Raw genomic sequence first — 17,461 nt, 5'->3', positions numbered from 1 at the left:
GCGATGGACGGACGGGTCGCGGCGCTGTGGCGCTATCCGGTCAGCTCGCTCGGCGGCGAGCGGCTGGAAGCTTGCGTCGTCGATGCGGCCGGCCTGGCCGGCGACCGGGCCTGGGGCCTGGCCGACCGGGACAGCGGCGAGACCGCCTTTCCGGAGAGCAAGCGCCGCTGGCGCCCGGCACCGCAGATCCGGGCCCGCAGCGCCGAAGACGGGCTGAAGCTCGACTTCCCGGACGGCAGCAGCCTGCCGGCCGAGGCCGCCGGCGACGCCCTGGCCGCCCATTTCGGCTTCGCGGTGGCGCTGCGCCCGCACGCCGCCGACGCGGCCGAGACCGCGACGGACGGGCCGCTGAAGCCGCGCTACGAGCGCCATCCGATCCATCTGGTCACCACCGCATCGCTCGAGGCATTGCGGGCGATCCTGCCGGGCAGCGCCATCGACGAGCGCCGGTTCCGGCCGAACCTGATGCTCGACCTGCCGGGGGCGGAGGGCTTCGTCGAGACCGGCTGGATCGGCCGTGCGGTGTCGGTCGGCGACGTGCGGATCCGCATCGTCGAGCCCTGCGTGCGCTGCGCCTTCACCACCATCGCCCAGGGCGGCCTGCCGCTCGACCCCGCGGTGCTGATGGCCGTGACCAAGCGCAACGCCACCCATTTCGGCGTGCTGTGCACGGTCGAGGCGCCTGGCGAGATCCGGGTCGGCAACGCGGTGCGGGTGCTGGATTAGATTTACAACCGCCCCAGCGGGGATCGCGGTCTCGCCTCAATCCCCCAGGCAGATCCCCAGCGCCCGGGCGGTCCTGAGCAGCGGGTCGTCGTGCTTGATGTCCTGGTATTCGGCAATCGCCTCCTGCAGCGGCACATCGATCACCCGGCGGTCGGACCAGGCGACCAGCCGGTCGAACTTGCCTTCGGCGATCAGGTCGACGGCGTGGGCGCCGAAGGCCGAGGCGATCAGCCGGTCGCGCCAGCTGGGCATCGAGCCGCGCTGGACATGGCCCAGCACCGTCACTCGTGCGTCTGCCCCGGTGGTGCTGGCGATCTTGGAGGCGATATAGTCGCCGATGCCGCCGAGGCGCTTCTCGCCGCCGTGATATTCCTTGTGCACCGTCGTCCCCTCCGCCGTCTTCACCGCCTCGGAGACCACCACCAGCGCGAAGTTGCGGCCGGTCTTGCGCACCTCGCGGATCTTGTGGGCGACGGAGTCGATCGAGAACGGGATCTCCGGGATCAGGATCACGTCGGCGCCGCCGGCGATGCCGGCCGCCAGCGCGATGTGGCCGGCGTCGCGGCCCATCACCTCCAGCACCATCACCCGGGCGTGGCTGGCCGCCGTCGGCTGCAGCCGGTCCAGCGCCTCGGTCGCCACCGCGACCGCGGTGTCGAAGCCGACCGAGACCTCGGTCAGCCCGACATCGTTGTCGATCGTCTTCGGGATGCCGACATAGTTGAACCCACCCTGCTGCGCCAGGCGCCGCAGGATGGTGTGGCTGCCGTCGCCGCCGACGCCGATCAGCGCGTCGAGGCCGAGCTCGTGGTAGCCGCCGACGATCTCGACCGACCGGTCCTTCAGCGTGCCGTCGGACATCGGGAAGGCGAAGGGGTCGCCCTTGTTGGTGGTGCCGAGGATGGTGCCACCCTGGCGCATCACCGCGGTCGTCATCTTGTCCGGCGTCAGCACCTCGTAGCGCAGCGGCCGGGACAGCAGGCCGGAGGTGCCCTCCTTGATCCCGATCACGGTCCAGCCAAGGCCGTCGGCCCGGCACACCGCCGCGCGGATCACCGCGTTGAGCCCGGCGCAGTCGCCGCCGCTGGTCAGGATGCCGATGCGCTTCTCACCCGCCATGCCGTGCTTTGTTTCCCTGTCGGTTGCGGTTCCCTCTTGTACCGGGAAGCGGCCGGTGCTGTAAGAGCCGGATGCGCCCCACCCCCGCGTCAAACGCGTTCCGGTCGGGCCGCTCCCTTTGCTATGATCGGGCGCCGTTGAACCCGGGACCCGCAGGAAAGGCCGTTTGAGGGAATGATCGACATCGAGTCGATGCAGGAGAGGCTGGCCGCATTGCGGGTCGAGCACCGCGACCTCGACGAGATCATCGACCGGCTGACCGCGGATGGTCCCGTCAACCAGCTTCAGATCCAGCGCCTGAAGAAGCGCAAGCTGCTGCTCAAGGATCAGATCACGATGATCGAGAGCAGGCTGCTGCCCGACATCATCGCCTGACGCGCGTGCCCGCAACCCCGAGGATTTCCCGACCGATGGCCGAACCCGCCGCCGCGCCGCCCGTGGCAATCATCATGGGCAGCCAGTCCGACTGGGAGACCATGCGCCACGCCGCCGAGACGCTGTCGTTGCTGGGCATCGGCCATGATGCACGCATCATCTCCGCCCACCGGACGCCGGAGCGGCTCTATGATTTCGCCCGCGAGGCGCGCGGCCGCGGCGTCAAGGTGATCATCGCCGGCGCCGGCGGCGCCGCGCATCTGCCGGGCATGGCGGCGGCGATGACGCCGCTGCCGGTGCTGGGCGTTCCGGTCGAGAGCAAGGCACTGAAGGGCATGGACAGCCTGCTGTCGATCGTGCAGATGCCGGGCGGCGTCCCGGTCGGCACGTTGGCGATCGGCCGGGCCGGGGCGATCAACGCGGCGCTGCTGGCGGCCGCGATCCTGGCGCTGAGCGACCCCGTCGTCGCCGATGCGCTGGACGCCTGGCGCGAGCGCCAGACCGAGGCCGTGGCCGAGCACCCGAAGGACGAATGAGCAGCACCGTTTCTCCCCTCCCTCCCGGGAGCGTCATCGGCATGCTCGGCGGCGGCCAGCTGGGCCGCATGACCGCCCTGGCCGCCGCCCGTCTCGGCTACCGCACCCATGTGCTGTGCCCGGACCCGGACAGCCCCTGCGCCCAGGTGACCGACCGGTCGACCCTGTCCTCCTACACCGACCACGCGGCGCTGGACGCCTTCGCCGCCCAGGTCGACGTCGTCACCTACGAGTTCGAGAACATCCCCTACGAGACCGTGCTGCACCTGGCCGCCCGCGTGCCGGTCCGGCCGGGACCGGACGGGCTCGCGGTGTGCCAGGACCGGGTGGCGGAGAAGGATTTCTGCAACCGCCACGGCATCGGCACCGCGCCCTGGCGCGCCGTGGGCTCGGCCGGGGAGCTGGCGGCAGCCGTCGCGGCGATCGGCGCGCCGTCCGTGCTGAAGACCCGGCGCGAGGGCTATGACGGCAAGGGCCAGGCGGTGATCCGCGACCCCGCGGACGCCGCCGCGGCCTGGGACAAGCTCGGCGGCCGGCCGGCGATCCTCGAAGGCTTCGTCGACTTCGCCCGCGAGCTGTCGGTGATCGCCGCCCGCGGCGTCGACGGGTCGGTGGCCTGCTACCCCGCGGTCGAGAACCGGCATCGCGACCATATCCTGTCGGAGACGATCGCGCCCGCCCCCGACTTGGCGCCGCAGCGCGCGGCGGAAGCGGAAGAGATCGCCCGGACGCTGATCACGGCGCTGGACATGGTCGGCCTGCTGGCGGTGGAGCTGTTCGAGGCACGCGACGGCGGCCTGCTGGTCAACGAGCTGGCGCCGCGGCCGCACAATTCCGGCCACTGGACCCAGGACGCCTGCGCCTGCGATCAGTTCGAGCAGCTGGTCCGTGCCGTCTGCGGCCTGACGCTGGGGTCGACCGAGCGCCATTCCGATGCGGTGATGCAGAACCTGATCGGCGACGACGTGCTGCGCTGGCCGGAGTTCCTGGCCGAGCCCGGCGCCAAGCTGCATCTCTACGGCAAGGGCGCCCCGCGCCCCGGCCGCAAGATGGGTCATGTCAACCGGCTGCTGCCGAAGGACTGAGGCCGGAGCCGGCCGGTCACGATCAGGCCGATCGAGTTCTTTCAGCGCCGTCTCACAGACTGAGTCACGCTGCGGACAGCGCGCGTTCGACCGCCTCCGGCTCCTTCTCGATCACCTTGAGGAAGGCGCGGGTCGCCGGCTCCGGCACTTTCCGATGCTGTTCCCAGTCGCGGACGGCCGAGACCGAGAAGCCGAACTTGGTGGCAAAGGCGGACTGGGACAGGCCCAGCCGCTTGCGGATCGCCGAGACATCGACATCGGCAAGAGCGATCGTCCGGGCGGCTTCGGCGTGCCCTTCGGCAATTGCCAGCGCTTCCCTGGCGCTCTCGATCAATTCCCGTCCGAATTTCGACATTACGGGTTCCTCATCTTCGCGACATTGGCCAGCCTGCTGGCCCGATAAGCTTCGGCGATCCGCGGCAAGATCTTCGCTAGCTCGTTCCGTTCCGCCTTTGACAAATTGGCCCGCTCCGACTTGTCGACCAGGGCCAGCAGGAACAGCGGCACATCGTCTCCAGCATAGTAATGAATCGTCCGGAAGCCTCCGCTTTTGCCCTTGCCTTGGCGGGCAAACCGGACCTTGCGCGCGCCCCCGGTTCCTGCCATCAGCGAGCCGCCGGTCGGGTGACGGGCGAGCCATGTGGCGATCCGGAGAATATCCTCCTCGGACAGACCTGCTGCCATCGCCTGGCGCTCGAAAGTCGGGGTGGCCAGAACGCCATGCATGACCCAAAATATACGGCCAGGCAGTAGTTCGTCGACTCAAATCATACCGGCCATGGAGTCGGAGACCGAGGCCGCCACCGCCAGCTCGATGAAGGCGCGGATCGCCGGGAAGCGGCGGCGGTCGCGCTGGCACAGCACATATTCGTCGGTGTGCCAGGCGCAGTCGGCGAGCGGCCGGATGGCGACGCGCGGATCCGGCCGGATCTCGCCTGCGGAGATGAAGCCGAGGCCGAGGCCCAGCGCCACCGCCTCCTGCACCGCCTCGCGGCCGGTCACTTCGAACACGGCCCCGGGCGCGATCTCCGCCTCGGCCAGGCCGCGCTCGACCGTGCGCCGGGTCATCGACCCGGTCTCGCGCATCACCAGCCGCTGACCGGCCAGCGCCGCGACCGGCACCGAATCTCCCGCTGCCAGCGGGTGGCCGGCCGGCAGCATCAGCCGCACCGGGTCGCGGTACAGCGGCACGATGTGGAAGCGCGGATCGACCGGCGGGTTCGACAGCAACGCCACGTCCAGCCGCGCCTCCGACAGGTCCTCCAGCACCGCCCCGGCATTGCCGATCGACAGCCGGATCTCGACCTGCGGGTGGCGGCGGTCGAACTCGGCGATCAACGGCATGACGTAATACGGGCTGTCGGCGCCGAGCTGCAGCAGGCCGCGGGCCAGCTGGGCCGACCCCTCCAGCAGCGCCGCCGCCTCCTGCTCGGTGTCGAACAGCCGGGTGGTCAGCTGGAACAGCCGCCGCCCCATCTCGGTCGGCTGCACCCGGCGCGAGCTGCGCTCGAACAGCAGCACGCCGTAGCGCTCCTCCAGCGCCTTCACCGATTGCGACAGGGTCGGCTGGGTCAGCCCCAGCGTCCGCGCCGCCAGGGTGAAGCTGGCCTGGGTCGCCACCGCGTGGAAGGCGCGCAGCTGCATCAGGTTTATTCGCATGGCCTATGGATAGCATGGAAAGCCCGTATTGGACTTATGCATGCGGGCGGCGCAGCGTCGGCCCCAGCCACCCCATGCGAGGCCGCCATGCCCATCGCCGCCGCCTGTCCGATCACCACCGACGACATCGGGATCGCGACGCTGCGCCATACGCCGGACCGCCTGACCATCCGCTGGTCGGACGGCCGCGAGAGCCCCTACCCCGCAATCTGGCTGGCCGACAACCGGCCCGACCGCCGCGACCGGCCGGACGGCCAGCGGCTGTTCGACGCCATCGACCTGCCGGACGGCATCGCCATCGAAAGCGTGGCCCTAGGCATCGACGGGGCGGTTGAGATCCACCTGACCGGCTTCGACACGCCGACGCGCTTCGAAGCCGCCTGGCTGCGGGCGCACGCGCTGGACCCGGCCTCCCGCGCCGAGCGCCGGCGCCGGCCGGTGCTGTGGGATTCGGCCTTGGCGCTGCCGGCCGGCGACTATGCCGCGGTCGCCGGCGACGATAGCGCCCGCGCCGCCTGGCTGCGCCGGGCCTATGACCACGGCTTCGCCCTGCTGCGCGGCGTGCCGGCCGAGCCGGGCATGGTGTGCAGGGTGGTCGAGCTGTTCGGTTTCGTGCGCGAGACCAATTACGGCCGGCTGTTCGACGTGGTGGCGGTGGACAAGCCGCAGAACCTGGCCTTCACCGCCCTGTCGCTGGGCAACCACACCGACAACCCCTATCGCGATCCGGTGCCGCAGCTGCAATTGCTGCACTGCCTGGAGGCGGCGACGGAGGGCGGCGAGTCGGTGGTGGTCGACGGCTTCGCCGCGGCCGCAAGGCTGCGGCGCGAGGCGCCGGACGCCTTCGCCCTGCTGACCCGACGGGCCGTGCCCTTCCGCTATGTCGAGCCCGGCAAAGTGGATTTGCGCAGCAAGGCACCGCTGATCGAGCTGGACGCCGAGGGCGAGGTGGCGGCGGTGCGCTACAACAACCGCTCGATCGCCCCCTTCGATCTGGATCCGGAGGAGGTCGAACCCTTCTACGACGCCTATCGCCGCTTCGGCCGGCTGCTGCACGACCCGGATCTCACGGTCGGCTTCCGCCTGGCGCCGGGCGATCTGTTCCTGGTCGACAACCAGCGCGTGCTGCACGGCCGCCGCGGCTTCTCCGCCGGGCGCCGCTGGCTGCAGGGGTGCTACGCCGACAAGGACGGCCTGACCAGCACCTTGTTCAACCTGGAGACGGCCCGATGAGCGAGTCCCTGCATCCCCTGCTGGCCGAGATCGAAGGCCTGTTCGCCGCCCATGGGCACAATACCTATGGCGAGGGCGTGACCATGCAGGCGCACGGACTGCAGGCAGCCGCCTTGGCCGAGCACGAGGGCGCGTCCGACGTGCTGGTGGTGGCCGCGCTGCTGCACGATATCGGCCATTTCCTGGAACTGGCCGACGACGCCTATGGCTACCACAAGCATGACGGCGCCGGCGGCGACTGGCTGGCCGCCCGCTTCGGCCCGGAGGTGAGCGAGCCGGTGCGGCTGCACGTCGCCGCCAAGCGCTATCTCTGCGCCGTCGAGCCCGGCTATCTGGACGTGCTGTCCGCCGCCTCGGTCCATTCGCTCGGCAAGCAGGGCGGGCCGATGAGCGCCGAGGAGGCGGCCGAGTTCGCCCGCCACCCCCATGCCGAGGCCGCGGTGCGGCTGCGGCGCTGGGACGACGGCGGCAAGGTCGACGGGCTGAAGGTCAGCACCGTCGCCGACTACCGCGGCCGCATCCTCAAGGTGGCGAAGGCGGGATAGCGACACCGTAGGTTGGGTTCGCAACGCGAACCCAACACCGGCCCCGACCTCGACATGTTGGGTTCGCCACCGCGAACCCAACCTACGCGCGGGCTCTTGTACTAACGAGCCGCGACCGCCTGGATCTCGACCAGCAGGCTGGGCACCGCGAGGCCGGCGACCACCACCAGGGTCGAGGCCGTGGCGTGTCCGGCCAGGCGCCGCTCGCGCACCGTGCGGTACAGCGGCACCAGGTCCGGCCGGGTAATGAAGCCATCGACCTTGACCAGGTCGGTCACGGTCATGCCGGCATCCGCCAGCACGGCGAGGAGATTGTCCCAGGCCAGCTCCATCTGGCGCTCCGCATCGTCGGGGACGCTGCCCTCGGGCGTGGCGCCGACCTGGCCGGAGATGTGCAGCCAGCGGGCGCCGGCCGGGGCCGAGGCGCCATGGCTGTAGCGGGAGAACGGCGCGGCAACGCCGGCCGGGTTGTGCAGCTGGATGGTCATGGGGTTTCCTCGCCTAGAATGTAGGTTGGGTTCGCGGATGCGAACCCAACACCGGTCCCGGCGTCGACATGTTGGGTTCGCATTCGCGAACCCAACCTACGCGTGGGACAGCGGGTCGTTCTCCAGCAGGATCGGCGCGCCGTGCGGCGTCGCCCGGGCGGCGCGGTCCCAGGCGTCCTTGCGCCGGCCCAGCGCCTCCGCATCGGCGACGCCCTTGGCCAGGACCAGCCGCTCCAGCGCCGCCAGCCAGTGCTCGTAGTAGCGGCTGCCGTCGTCGGGCTCGCCCGCCCCCCGGGCGCGGGCGATCTCCGCCGCCAGCGCCGCCGCCCATTCCGGCCAGGTGAAGACGCCGCGCTGGTGCAGCGCCACCGCCATGGCGAAGGCCTGGGCCTGCCACGGCTCGGCGAAGACCGGCCCGTCGGCATCGCGCGGCGGCAGCGGTGCTGTGCCGTCCAGCGCCGCGATCACCGCCTCATGCCGGCTCAAGATAGCCCTCCCAGGCGTCGATCGAGACGGTCAGGGTCGGGTCGGCGGCCTCGCCCCACAGCTCGCGCCCGTCGAAGCGCACGGTGTAGAGCCATTGCGGGCTCTCGCCGCGGCCATGGGCGTTGCTGTCCGGCAGCACGAAGACGCCGTGCACGCGCTCGACCGTGCCGACCTTGCCGCGGGCATAGCGCGGCAGCCGGGTGTGGCCGGTGGGATGCTCGTTGCGGGTGAGCACCACGTCGTCGACGGCGAAGCGAGCCCGGGCCGCCGCCGGCCGTTGGTAATTGCTGCCGCGCGCCAGCACCGCGGCGACCTGGTCCGCCCGCAGCACCTTCTGGCCGGGGACCGGCGGGTCGATCGCGCGGCCGGCCTTCAGCTCGGCCGCCGAGACCAGGCCCGCCCCCTGCAGCAGCTTCTCCAGCCCCTTGGTCCAGATCTCGTAGTAGCTGGAGGACAGGTAGTCCGCCGGGTGCAGCGTCTCGCGCGCATGCCGGCTGGCGTCGATGGTCCAGTGCCCCAGGGCGCCCGCCGCAAGGGTGACGGCCAGGGCCCGCTTCTCCCACTCCGCATGGAAGCGGACATCCTCCGGCTCCGGCACCACCGGGCCGAATCCCATCATGCCGCCGAGGTCCTGGGCGCCGTTCATGATGCTGCTCCCGGCTCACGGGCTAGCCCGGCGCCGATCATGCTGTCGCGGGTGACGAGGTCCGCCAGCGCCTCCTCGTCCCAGCCCTCGGTGCCGGCGGGACGCATCGGGATCACCAGATAGCGGGTCTCGGCGGTCGAATCCCAGACCCGGATCCTCGTCCCGGCCGACAGGGCGACGCCGAAATCGGCCAGCACGCCGCGCGGGTCGATCACCGCGCGCGAGCGGTAGGGCGCCGATTTGTACCAGACCGGCGGCAGGCCCAGCACCGGCCAGGGGTAGCAGGAGCACAGGGTGCAGACGACCAGGTTGTGGGTGTCGGGCGTGTTCTCGACCGCGATCATGTGCTCGCCCTGGCGGCCGATGAAGCCGAACTCGGCGATCGCGGCGCCGGCATCGGCCCTGAGGCGCTCGCGATAGGCCGGGTCGGCCCAGGCCTTCGCCACCACCCGGGCGCCGTTGCGGGGGCCGATCCTGGTCTCGTAGGTCTCGATCAGCACGTCGAGCGCCGCGGGGTCGACATAGCCCTTCTCGACCAGGATCGATTCCAGCGCCTTCACCCGCAGCGCGATCTCCGGCAGCGCGCTGCCCTCGTCGTGGTCGTGATCATGGTGGGCGGACATGGACCTTCTCCGCGCATCGGACGCCGTAAGGGACAACCCAGCCTACCGCCCCGGGCACTTTCATGCTAGCAAGCCGGCCAGCCGAAAACTGACAGCAACCGGAGCCGTCCGATGGCCGCCGAAACCGCATTCCGCACCGAGACCGACAGCCTGGGCGCCGTCGAGGTGCCGGCCGACCGCTACTGGGGCGCGCAGACCCAGCGCAGCCTGCAGAACTTCAAGATCGGCGGCGAGCGCATGCCGGCCCCGCTGGTGCGGGCGCTGGGCATCCAGAAGAAGGCCTCGGCCCTGGCCAATGTCGCGCTCGGCGAGCTCGACCCGACCGTCGGCAACGCCATCGTCGCCGCCGCCGAGGAGGTGATCGACGGCACCCTGGCCGACCATTTCCCGCTGGTGGTGTGGCAGACCGGGTCCGGCACCCAGACCAACATGAACGCCAACGAGGTGATCTCGAACCGCGCCATCGAGATCCTGGGCGGCGAGATCGGCTCGAAGAAGCCGGTGCATCCGAACGACCACGTCAATCGCGGCCAGTCCTCGAACGACAGCTTTCCGACGGTGATGCACATCGCCGCGGTCGAGCAGATCGGCCACGAGCTGCTGCCGAGCCTGGAGCACCTGCACCGCGCTTTGGCCGCCAAGTCGGCGGAGTTCAAGGACATCGTCAAGATCGGCCGCACCCATCTGCAGGATGCGACGCCGCTGACCCTGGGCCAGGAATTCTCCGGCTACGCCCGCCAGATCGAGCTGGGCGTCGCCCGGGTGAAGGGCTGCCTGCCGCACCTGCTGGACCTCGCCCAGGGCGGCACCGCCGTCGGCAGCGGGCTGAACGCCAAGGAGGGCTTCGCCGAGGCCTTTGCGGCGCATGTCGCCGGCATCACCGGCTTCCCGTTCAAGACCGCGCCGAACAAGTTCGAGGCGCTGGCCGCGCATGATGCCTGCGTCGAGGCGTCGGGCGTGATGAACACCCTGGCCGTGTCGCTGATGAAGATCGCCAACGACATCCGCATGCTCGGCTCCGGCCCGCGCTGCGGCATCGGCGAGATCCACCTGCCGGAGAACGAGCCCGGCTCCTCGATCATGCCGGGCAAGGTCAACCCGACCCAGTCCGAGGCGATGACCATGGTCTGCACCCAGGTCATGGGCAACCACGTCACCGTCACCATCGCCGGCTCCAACGGGCATTTCGAGCTGAACGTGTTCAAGCCGGTGATCATCTACAACCTGCTGCAGTCGATCCGCCTGCTGGCCGATTCCTGCCGCAGCTTCACCGACAACTGCGTCGTCGGCATCGAGGCCCGCACCGACCGGATCGGGCAGCTGCTGCACGAATCGCTGATGCTGGTGACCGCGCTGAACCCGCATATCGGCTACGACAACGCCGGCAAGGTGGCGAAGAAGGCGCATGCCGAGAACACCACGCTGAAGCAGGCGGCGATCGCGCTCGGCCTCCTGACCGCCGAGCAGTTCGACCAGTGGGTGCGGCCCGAGACCATGGTCGGCCCGTCGGCCTGACCCGACGATCGTGAGCGGCGTCCGCAAACGGTCGGTCAGCATCGCCGGCCACGCCACCAGCGTGTCGCTGGAGCCGGCCTTCTGGGACGCCCTCACCCGCCTGGCCGCGGCGCGCGGCCAGGCGGTCAACCGCCTGGTCGAGGCGGTCGACGCCGCCCGCGACCCGGAGGGCAACCTGTCCAGCGCGCTCAGGACCGCGGTCCTCCAGGCGGCGCTGGCGCGGGAGATCTGACGGAAAAAGCCCCGGCTGTCCGAGACGGCCGGGGCTTTTCGTCATCGGGCTCCGGGGATCAGCCGCCGCACTGCGCGGTGTAGGACTGGTCGCCGGTGGTCACCTGCTGGTCGACCTGCTCGATCTGCGCGTCGGTCAGGCTCAGCTCGGACTTGCAGGTCTTGTAGATGGCGACGAGCTTCTTGGTCTCGTCCATCAGGTCCTTGCTGGCCGAGCATTGCTCGTCCTTCGAGGCCCCGGCCTGCATCTTGGTCATCGTGGCCTGGGTCAGGGTCTGGATCTTCTGGGCCTGGGCCTGGGCGTCTTCGGTGCAGCCGGCAAAGGCCGGCGACGCCGCGAGGGTGGCAATGGCGGCGGCGAAAAGAATGCGCTTCACGAAAAACTCCTTGGGCTTCCTGGATGGGCCGCACCGGAGCGAGCCGAGGCGGCGTCCGGGAAACCCGTGGCTGCGGACCGGGTTCCCAGCAATTGTGAAGAATTGCGCCGATCCGCGCCGGCGATAGGGCGCCGCTACTTATCGTTCGACCACCAGGCTTCCAGCACCGTGCCATAGGTCGGGTTGACGCTGGTGACCCGGCCGAGATTGCCCCAATAGGCGACGTAGTCGCGGTCGAGATAGTAGAGCGGCACCACGTAGTTGCCCCACAGCAGCACCCGGTCGAGGGCGTGCACGGCCGCCTGGAGGTCTTCCTGGCTCCGGGCGTCGATCACAGCCTTGATCAGGGCGTCGACCACCGGGCTCTTCACCCCCGGATAGTTCCTGGCGCCAGACAGGTCGGCCATGTCGCTGCGCCAGTAGCGCTGCTGCTCGACGCCGGGCGAGAGCGTCGAGATCCAGGTGTTGAGCATCACGTCGAAATCATAGGTCGCGACACGGTTGGTGTATTGGGCACTCTCAACCAGCCGGACCGAGGCCTGGATGCCGAGCCGGCGCAGCTGGTCGGCATAGGCCAGGGCAATGCGCTGGACACCCTTGTTCTGCAGCAGGATCTCGAAGCGGAACGGGGCGCCGCTGCCGTCCACCAGCACATTGTCCCTGATCGTCCAGCCGGCTTCGGCCAGCAGGGCCTGCGCCGCCCGCAGGTTCTCGCGGTTGCGGCCGCTGCCGTCGCTCGGCGGCAGGACGTAGGGCTCGGTGAAGAGCTGCGGCGGCAGCTGGTCGCGGAACGGTTCCAGCAGCCGCAGCTCCGCCTCCTTCGGCGTGTCGGTCGCGGCCAGGGCCGAATTGGCGAAATAGCTGTCGTCGCGCTTGTACTGGCCGCCCAGCAGGGTCTTGTTCACCCATTCGAAATCGAAGGCCAGGATCATGGCCCGGCGCACCCGCGGATCGGCGAATATCGGCCGGCGCGTGTTCATGGCGAAGCCCATCATCCCGACCGGCCGGTAGTGCGGCAGGGTCAGCATGGTGACGCGGCCGTCCTGGGCCGCCGGGAAGTCGTAGGCGCCGCCGACCCATTTCTCGGCGTCGCGTTCGCGCCGCAGGTTGTAGGCGCCGGCCTTGAACGCCTCCAGCGCCGTGTCGGCGTCGAGGTAGAAGTCGAACCGCAGCGTATCGAAGTTGTAGAGCCCGCGCAGCGCCGGCAGGTCCGCCGCCCACCAGTCCTTGACCCGCGCCAGCGTGATGCTGCGCCCCGGATCGACGGCGCCGATCCTGTAGGGACCGGCCCCCAGCGGCGGGTCGAGGCTCGGCTGGTCGAACGGGTGGCTGGTGTACCAGGCCTTGCTCAGGATCGGCTGCATCGCGACGACGAGCGGGTTCTCGCGCGCCGCCTCCGGCTTGAAGCGGAAGCGCACCGTGCGGTCGTCGACGCGGTCGATCCCGTCCATCGTTCCATAGATCGCGCGGGTGTTGGGCAGGCCCTTGGTGCCCTGGACCTGCCAGGTGAAGATCACGTCATCCGCGGTGATCGGCGTGCCGTCGTGGAACACAGCCTTGGGATTGAGGTGGAAGGTGATCTGGCGCCGGTCGTCCGACATCTCCGCCCGGTCGGCCACGTAGGGGTAGAGCGTGAACGGCTCGTCCCAGCCCCGCGTCATCAGGCTGGCGAAGACGTAGGGCGGCACGATCAGCCGGACCTGGTCGGTCTGCCCGCCGATGATGAAGGGGTTCAGCGTGTCGAAGCTGCCGACCACCGCCTGGCGCAGCTCGCCCCCCTTCGGCGCGGCCAGATCGGCATAGGCGAAATGGTCGAAGTCCGCCGGGTATTTCGGCCCGCCATACATGGCGATGCCACCCCCTGCAGCCGCCGGCGCCTCGCCCTGCGTCTGCGCGGCCACCGGCAGGGCGCCGATCAGCAGAGCGGCCAAGGCAAGACGGAGCAGAAGGCGGGCGGTGCGCATGCGGCTTGTCCGGATGGGGAATCGGTCGGGCGCAGTCTTCCCGCCGAAGGGCCGTGGCGCAAGACCGATGCACCCGGATGGCTTCCTTGACAATCCTTGCGCAATCATCGCACGATTTCGCCTGACATAATGAATGCGAATTGCGTTCAGCGCGGGTCCACGGATCGAAGCTGACCGGACACTGTCCGGCGATGTCACAGGGGGAGGAAACCATGGCCATCAGCAGGGCTCTGCTGCTGTCGACGGTGCTGGTCGTCCTGGGCGGCGCGGCCGCGGCACAGGACACGCCGCATGTCACCTGGCACGACGACGGCACGGTGACGCTCAGATCCGATCCCGAATACGGGATGGAGATCAAGACGACGAAGGAGGAGCTGGGCTCCCTCTTCGGTCCCGGCCAGAAGCCCTTCGAGGGCGAGACGGTCACCATCCTCAGCCTCGATTCCGGCCCGAAGGGCGGCATCTCCGGCCCGGTCTACATGTTCCGCCCGATCTGGGAGGAGCTGACCGGCGCCAAGCTGAACATCGCGCTGACCCCGATCTCCGAGCTCTACACCAAGACCTTCCTCGACCTGCGCAACGGCACGGGCGAGTACGACGCCATCATCGTCGGGGCCTTCTTCTACGGCGACCTGATCGCCGGCAACTACATCCTGCCGGTCGACGAGTGGAAGAAGAGCGGCGAGTACCCGAAATGGGACTACGACGTGATGCCGCCGGCGCTGCGGAACATCTACACCTGGGACAATGTCGGCTACGGCGTGCTCAGCGATGCCGACGGCCAGATCCTGTACTACCGCCGCGACCTGCTGACCGACCCGACGCACCAGGCGGCGTTCAAGACGGAATACGGCTATGACATGCCGGCGCCGCCGAAGACGCTGCAGCAGCTGCGCGACATCGCCAAGTACTTCAACGGCAAGAACTTCGACAGCAACGATGCGGAGCCGGACAGCGGCGCGGTGCTGCACCTCAAGGTCCGCGAGCAGGGGCTGTACCACTTCACCACGCTGGCCACCTCCTTCGCCATGACCCCGGGCGACACGCTGGACCGGACCCATAACGTCTACTGGTTCGATCCGGTCGACATGAAGCCGCTGATCAACAGCCCGGGCCACGTCAAGGCGCTGGAGTTCCTGAAGGAGCTCGCCGCCTTCGGCCCGCCGGCGCAGGTGAGCTGGAGCCTGGGCGAGGCCTGGGACTTCTTCCTGCGCGGCAAGGCGGTGTTCAACTTCTCCTACGGCGACGTCGGCGCGCTGGCGCAGGACCTGGAGCGGTCGAAGATCCGCGGCAAGCTCGGCTCCTCCGCCCTGCCGGCGTCGGACACCTATTGGGACATGGAGCAGAAGACCTTCGTCACGGTGAAGGAGCCGCGGCAGGTCGGCAACGTCACCGGCGGGTCGTGGCACGGCGTGGTCTCGTCGCTCGGCCAGCATCCCGAGGCGGCCTACAGCCTGCTGTCGCTGATGGCGATCAAGCCGTCGCAGAAGTTCCTGGCCACGATCGGCTGGGACGGCGTCGACCCCGGCTACTCTTACCAGTGGCTGGAGCCGACCGGCGAGGCGAAGCTGGCCGACTACACCGAATCCGCCCTGAAATGGGACGCCCAGGACGTGAAGGAGTACCTGGACGCCTATCACAGCAACTACAATGCCAAGACCATGCTGCCGTATATGCGGATCACCGGCACGCAGGAGTATTATGACGCGCTGGACAGCAACCTGTCGGCGGCGATGAGCGGGTCGAAGACGCCGCAGCAGGCGCTGGACGACACCGCGGCGGCCTGGGACCAGATCACCGACCGCCTCGGCCGCGACCAGCAGCTGAAGAACTACCAGGCGGCGATCGGCTGGAAGGGCGAATAGCGGCACGGTCCGTGCCCGACGCGTAACGGGAAGGGGGACGAGACGGCACGATGCGCTGGACCGGACGAATCCGCCTGCTGTTCCTGACCCCGGCGGTGGCCTGGGTGCTGGCCTTCACCATCTTCCCGACGCTCTACACCGTCTACGCCGCCTTCCATACGGTGAAGACCGAGACCGTGACCACGCGGGCGGAGGTGCCGCGGCTGGATGCCAGCGGCAACCCGGTGCTGAAGCCGGACGGCACGCCGCGCACCCGGACCGAGGTGCAGCGCCAGACCGTCAACACCTGGGACTTCGTCGGCCTGGGCAATTTCGGCCGCATCTTCACCGATCCCCAGGTGCGCGAGGCGGCGCGGGTGACGGCGATCTTCGTGGTCGTCTCGGTCGGCGTCGAGATGGGGCTCGGCCTGCTGCTGGCCTTCCTGTTCAACCGCAGCATCCCCGGCCGCGGCATCCTGCGCACGATCATGATCCTGCCGATCTTCGCCACCCCGGTGGCGGCCGGGTACCTGTTCTTCACCATCTTCTACGAGGCCGGCGGGCCCCTGGGCTGGACCGGCATCCCCTGGCTGTCGAACCCGGGCTGGGCCCTGGTGTCGATCATGATCGTCGACATCTGGCAGTGGACGCCGTTCTGCTTCCTGGTGCTGCTGGCCGGGCTGCAGGGCGTCCCCGACGACCTGATCGAGGCGGCGCGGCTGGAGACCAAGTCCAGCTTCCGGATCTGGACCGGGGTGGTGCTGCCGCTGATGACGCCGGTGATCGTGATCGTGCTGCTGCTGCGCCTGGCCGAGGCGATGAAGGTGTTCGACGTCGTCGCCTCGCTGACCGTGGGCGGGCCCGGCAACGCCACCCAGTCGGTCTCCTACCTCGCCTTCCGCACGGGCCTGCGCTTCTTCGACGTCGGCTACGCCTCGGCCCTGGCGCTGACGCTCCTGGCCGTGGTGATGGCGATCGTCACCCTGTTCTTCAAGCGGGTGCGAAATGTCTACGCCTGACGCCGCCGCGCCGATCCATGAGGTTCCCGCCGACCGGGTGAAGCCGCTGGGCCGGCGCAGCAGCATGGCCGATTCGCTGTGGTCGCTGGTGGCGATCGCCGCCGCGATCCTGTTCTTCTTCCCGCTGTACTGGGCGATCTCGACCGCGCTGCGCAACCCGGCCGACACCTTCACCGTGGCCGGGCTCGGCATCCCCTGGCTCGACTTCCAGCCAACGCTGAAGAACTTCGCGCTGGAGCTGAGCACGCCGGAGGGCTGGCGCGCACTGCAGACCAGCCTGATCGTCTCGCTCAGCGCCGTCGCCCTGGCCCTCGCCCTCGGCCTGCCGGCGGCCTATGCCCTGGCCCGCTTCCGGTTCTGGAGCAACAGCGACATCACCATCTGGTTCCTGTCGCAGCGCGTGCTGCCGCCGGTGGCGACGCTGCTGCCCTTCTACATCGTGTTCCGGTCGCTCGACATGCTGGACAGCAAGACCGCGCTGATCCTGTGCAACGCCACCTTCATCCTGCCCTTCGTCGTCGTCATCCTGCGCCAGACCTTCCTCGACCTGCCGGTGGAGCTGGAGGAGGCCGCGCTGGTCGACGGCGCGTCGCACTGGGGCGCCTTCCTGCGCGTGGCCCTGCCCCTGGCGGCGCCGGCGGTGGCGGCGACCGCCATGATCATCTTCGCCTTCGCCTGGAACGAGTTCCTGTTCTCGTCCTCGCTCGGCATCACCGAGACCAAGATGATGCCCGCGCACATGGCCGGCGCGGTCGACACCCGCGGCGTGCAGTTCTGGTTCATGGCGACCCGGGCGCTGATCGCGATGATCCCGCCGGTGCTGCTGGCGCTGCTGGCCCAGCGCTACATCGTGCGCGGCCTGACGCTGGGGGCGGTGAAGGGCTGAGGATGCGGCCGTTCGCGTAGGTTGGGTTCGCGACCGCGAACCCAACACCGTCCCGATGTCGACATTTTGTCTCTTATAAACATATCCGAGCCCACGAGACAATC

General features: G+C 69.5%; 21 protein-coding genes. 11 read left to right on the top strand and 10 right to left on the bottom strand.

The window, feature by feature from the left end; translation table 11 throughout:
- Positions 1–3 precede the first annotated feature (3 nt).
- The gene (locus ACFW16_RS03910; RefSeq protein ID WP_380302074.1) at positions 4–726 is read left to right on the top strand and encodes an MOSC domain-containing protein; all 723 of its coding nucleotides are present in this window, start codon (positions 4–6) and stop codon (positions 724–726) included.
- A gap of 36 nt (positions 727–762) precedes the next feature.
- Here ACFW16_RS03910 and ACFW16_RS03905 read toward each other — a convergent pair whose 3' ends face one another.
- On the bottom strand, positions 763–1,845 hold the full coding sequence (locus tag ACFW16_RS03905; RefSeq protein WP_380302073.1) for an ATP-dependent 6-phosphofructokinase: 1,083 nt from the start codon (positions 1,843–1,845) through the stop codon (positions 763–765).
- Between the two features lie 174 nt (positions 1,846–2,019).
- On the opposite strand from ACFW16_RS03905, the gene ACFW16_RS03900 reads away from it, so the two are divergent.
- Genes ACFW16_RS03900 through ACFW16_RS03890 form a run of 3 tightly spaced genes read left to right on the top strand, consistent with a single transcriptional unit; the run spans position 2,020 to position 3,841 of the window.
- On the top strand, positions 2,020–2,220 hold the full coding sequence (locus ACFW16_RS03900) for a YdcH family protein (RefSeq protein WP_380302071.1): 201 nt from the start codon (positions 2,020–2,022) through the stop codon (positions 2,218–2,220).
- A gap of 35 nt (positions 2,221–2,255) precedes the next feature.
- On the top strand, positions 2,256–2,756 hold the full coding sequence (gene purE / locus ACFW16_RS03895) for a 5-(carboxyamino)imidazole ribonucleotide mutase (RefSeq protein WP_380302068.1): 501 nt from the start codon (positions 2,256–2,258) through the stop codon (positions 2,754–2,756).
- Positions 2,753–3,841 carry a 5-(carboxyamino)imidazole ribonucleotide synthase gene (locus ACFW16_RS03890; protein WP_380302067.1) on the top strand — a complete coding sequence of 363 codons (1,089 nt, stop codon included), beginning with the start codon at positions 2,753–2,755 and terminating at the stop codon, positions 3,839–3,841. Before purE ends, ACFW16_RS03890 begins: the two co-directional genes overlap by 4 nt.
- 64 nt (positions 3,842–3,905) lie before the next feature.
- Here the strand turns inward: ACFW16_RS03890 and ACFW16_RS03885 are convergent, their stop codons facing one another.
- From ACFW16_RS03885 to ACFW16_RS03875, 3 genes are read right to left on the bottom strand one after another with little or no spacing between them, the layout of a single operon-like run.
- Positions 3,906–4,196 (bottom strand): helix-turn-helix domain-containing protein, encoded by a 291-nt coding sequence (locus ACFW16_RS03885; protein ID WP_380302066.1) that lies wholly within the window; start codon positions 4,194–4,196, stop codon positions 3,906–3,908.
- Positions 4,196–4,567: a type II toxin-antitoxin system RelE/ParE family toxin gene (locus ACFW16_RS03880; protein ID WP_380302064.1), complete on the bottom strand. Its 372-nt coding sequence runs from the start codon at positions 4,565–4,567 to the stop codon at positions 4,196–4,198. Before ACFW16_RS03880 ends, ACFW16_RS03885 begins: the two co-directional genes overlap by 1 nt.
- A 36-nt stretch (positions 4,568–4,603) precedes the next feature.
- Positions 4,604–5,485 (bottom strand): LysR substrate-binding domain-containing protein, encoded by an 882-nt coding sequence (locus ACFW16_RS03875; RefSeq protein WP_380302062.1) that lies wholly within the window; start codon positions 5,483–5,485, stop codon positions 4,604–4,606.
- A 102-nt stretch (positions 5,486–5,587) separates the two neighbouring features.
- Between ACFW16_RS03875 and ACFW16_RS03870 the strand changes: the two genes are divergently transcribed.
- Positions 5,588–6,733 (top strand): TauD/TfdA family dioxygenase, encoded by a 1,146-nt coding sequence (locus ACFW16_RS03870; protein WP_380302060.1) that lies wholly within the window; start codon positions 5,588–5,590, stop codon positions 6,731–6,733.
- Positions 6,730–7,278 carry an HD domain-containing protein gene (locus ACFW16_RS03865; RefSeq protein ID WP_380302058.1) on the top strand — a complete coding sequence of 183 codons (549 nt, stop codon included), beginning with the start codon at positions 6,730–6,732 and terminating at the stop codon, positions 7,276–7,278. The genes ACFW16_RS03870 and ACFW16_RS03865 overlap by 4 nt, the downstream gene beginning before the upstream one ends.
- 101 nt (positions 7,279–7,379) lie before the next feature.
- Here the strand turns inward: ACFW16_RS03865 and ACFW16_RS03860 are convergent, their stop codons facing one another.
- The 4 genes from ACFW16_RS03860 to nthA form a co-directional block, all read right to left on the bottom strand.
- Complete coding sequence (locus ACFW16_RS03860) at positions 7,380–7,766, bottom strand: RidA family protein (RefSeq protein WP_380302056.1); 387 nt, start codon at positions 7,764–7,766, stop codon at positions 7,380–7,382.
- 96 nt (positions 7,767–7,862) lie between these two features.
- Complete coding sequence (locus ACFW16_RS03855) at positions 7,863–8,252, bottom strand: nitrile hydratase accessory protein (RefSeq protein WP_380302054.1); 390 nt, start codon at positions 8,250–8,252, stop codon at positions 7,863–7,865.
- Positions 8,239–8,898, bottom strand: coding sequence for a nitrile hydratase subunit beta (nthB, locus tag ACFW16_RS03850; protein ID WP_380302052.1), 660 nt, complete (start codon positions 8,896–8,898; stop codon positions 8,239–8,241). The genes ACFW16_RS03855 and nthB overlap by 14 nt, the downstream gene beginning before the upstream one ends.
- Positions 8,895–9,521: a nitrile hydratase subunit alpha gene (gene nthA, locus ACFW16_RS03845; RefSeq protein ID WP_380302050.1), complete on the bottom strand. Its 627-nt coding sequence runs from the start codon at positions 9,519–9,521 to the stop codon at positions 8,895–8,897. Before nthA ends, nthB begins: the two co-directional genes overlap by 4 nt.
- Before the next feature lie 111 nt (positions 9,522–9,632).
- On the opposite strand from nthA, the gene fumC reads away from it, so the two are divergent.
- Both fumC and ACFW16_RS03835 read left to right on the top strand, forming a co-directional pair.
- Positions 9,633–11,036, top strand: coding sequence for a class II fumarate hydratase (gene fumC / locus ACFW16_RS03840; RefSeq protein ID WP_380302048.1), 1,404 nt, complete (start codon positions 9,633–9,635; stop codon positions 11,034–11,036).
- A gap of 10 nt (positions 11,037–11,046) precedes the next feature.
- A complete protein-coding gene (locus ACFW16_RS03835) occupies positions 11,047–11,268 on the top strand; it encodes a ribbon-helix-helix domain-containing protein (protein WP_380302047.1) in 222 nt (73 codons plus the stop codon).
- A 58-nt stretch (positions 11,269–11,326) separates the two neighbouring features.
- Here ACFW16_RS03835 and ACFW16_RS03830 read toward each other — a convergent pair whose 3' ends face one another.
- Both ACFW16_RS03830 and ACFW16_RS03825 read right to left on the bottom strand, forming a co-directional pair.
- A complete protein-coding gene (locus ACFW16_RS03830; RefSeq protein WP_380302045.1) occupies positions 11,327–11,644 on the bottom strand; it encodes a hypothetical protein in 318 nt (105 codons plus the stop codon).
- A gap of 134 nt (positions 11,645–11,778) precedes the next feature.
- Entirely contained in the window at positions 11,779–13,608 is a 1,830-nt protein-coding gene (locus ACFW16_RS03825) for an extracellular solute-binding protein (protein ID WP_380302044.1), read from the bottom strand.
- A gap of 212 nt (positions 13,609–13,820) precedes the next feature.
- Here ACFW16_RS03825 and ACFW16_RS03820 point away from each other — a divergent pair, with 212 nt between their 5' ends.
- Genes ACFW16_RS03820 through ACFW16_RS03810 form a run of 3 tightly spaced genes read left to right on the top strand, consistent with a single transcriptional unit; the run spans position 13,821 to position 17,357 of the window.
- On the top strand, positions 13,821–15,473 hold the full coding sequence (locus tag ACFW16_RS03820) for an extracellular solute-binding protein (protein WP_380302042.1): 1,653 nt from the start codon (positions 13,821–13,823) through the stop codon (positions 15,471–15,473).
- A 50-nt stretch (positions 15,474–15,523) separates the two neighbouring features.
- Complete coding sequence (locus ACFW16_RS03815) at positions 15,524–16,471, top strand: carbohydrate ABC transporter permease (RefSeq protein WP_380302040.1); 948 nt, start codon at positions 15,524–15,526, stop codon at positions 16,469–16,471.
- Positions 16,458–17,357 carry a carbohydrate ABC transporter permease gene (locus ACFW16_RS03810; protein WP_380302038.1) on the top strand — a complete coding sequence of 300 codons (900 nt, stop codon included), beginning with the start codon at positions 16,458–16,460 and terminating at the stop codon, positions 17,355–17,357. The genes ACFW16_RS03815 and ACFW16_RS03810 overlap by 14 nt, the downstream gene beginning before the upstream one ends.
- Positions 17,358–17,461: the final 104 nt, after the last annotated feature.

Origin of the sequence: Inquilinus sp. NPDC058860 (assembly GCF_042743185.1) — a bacterium.
In the GTDB taxonomy this organism is placed as follows: domain Bacteria; phylum Pseudomonadota; class Alphaproteobacteria; order DSM-16000; family Inquilinaceae; genus Inquilinus.
This window is presented reverse-complemented; position numbering and strand designations above follow the sequence as displayed.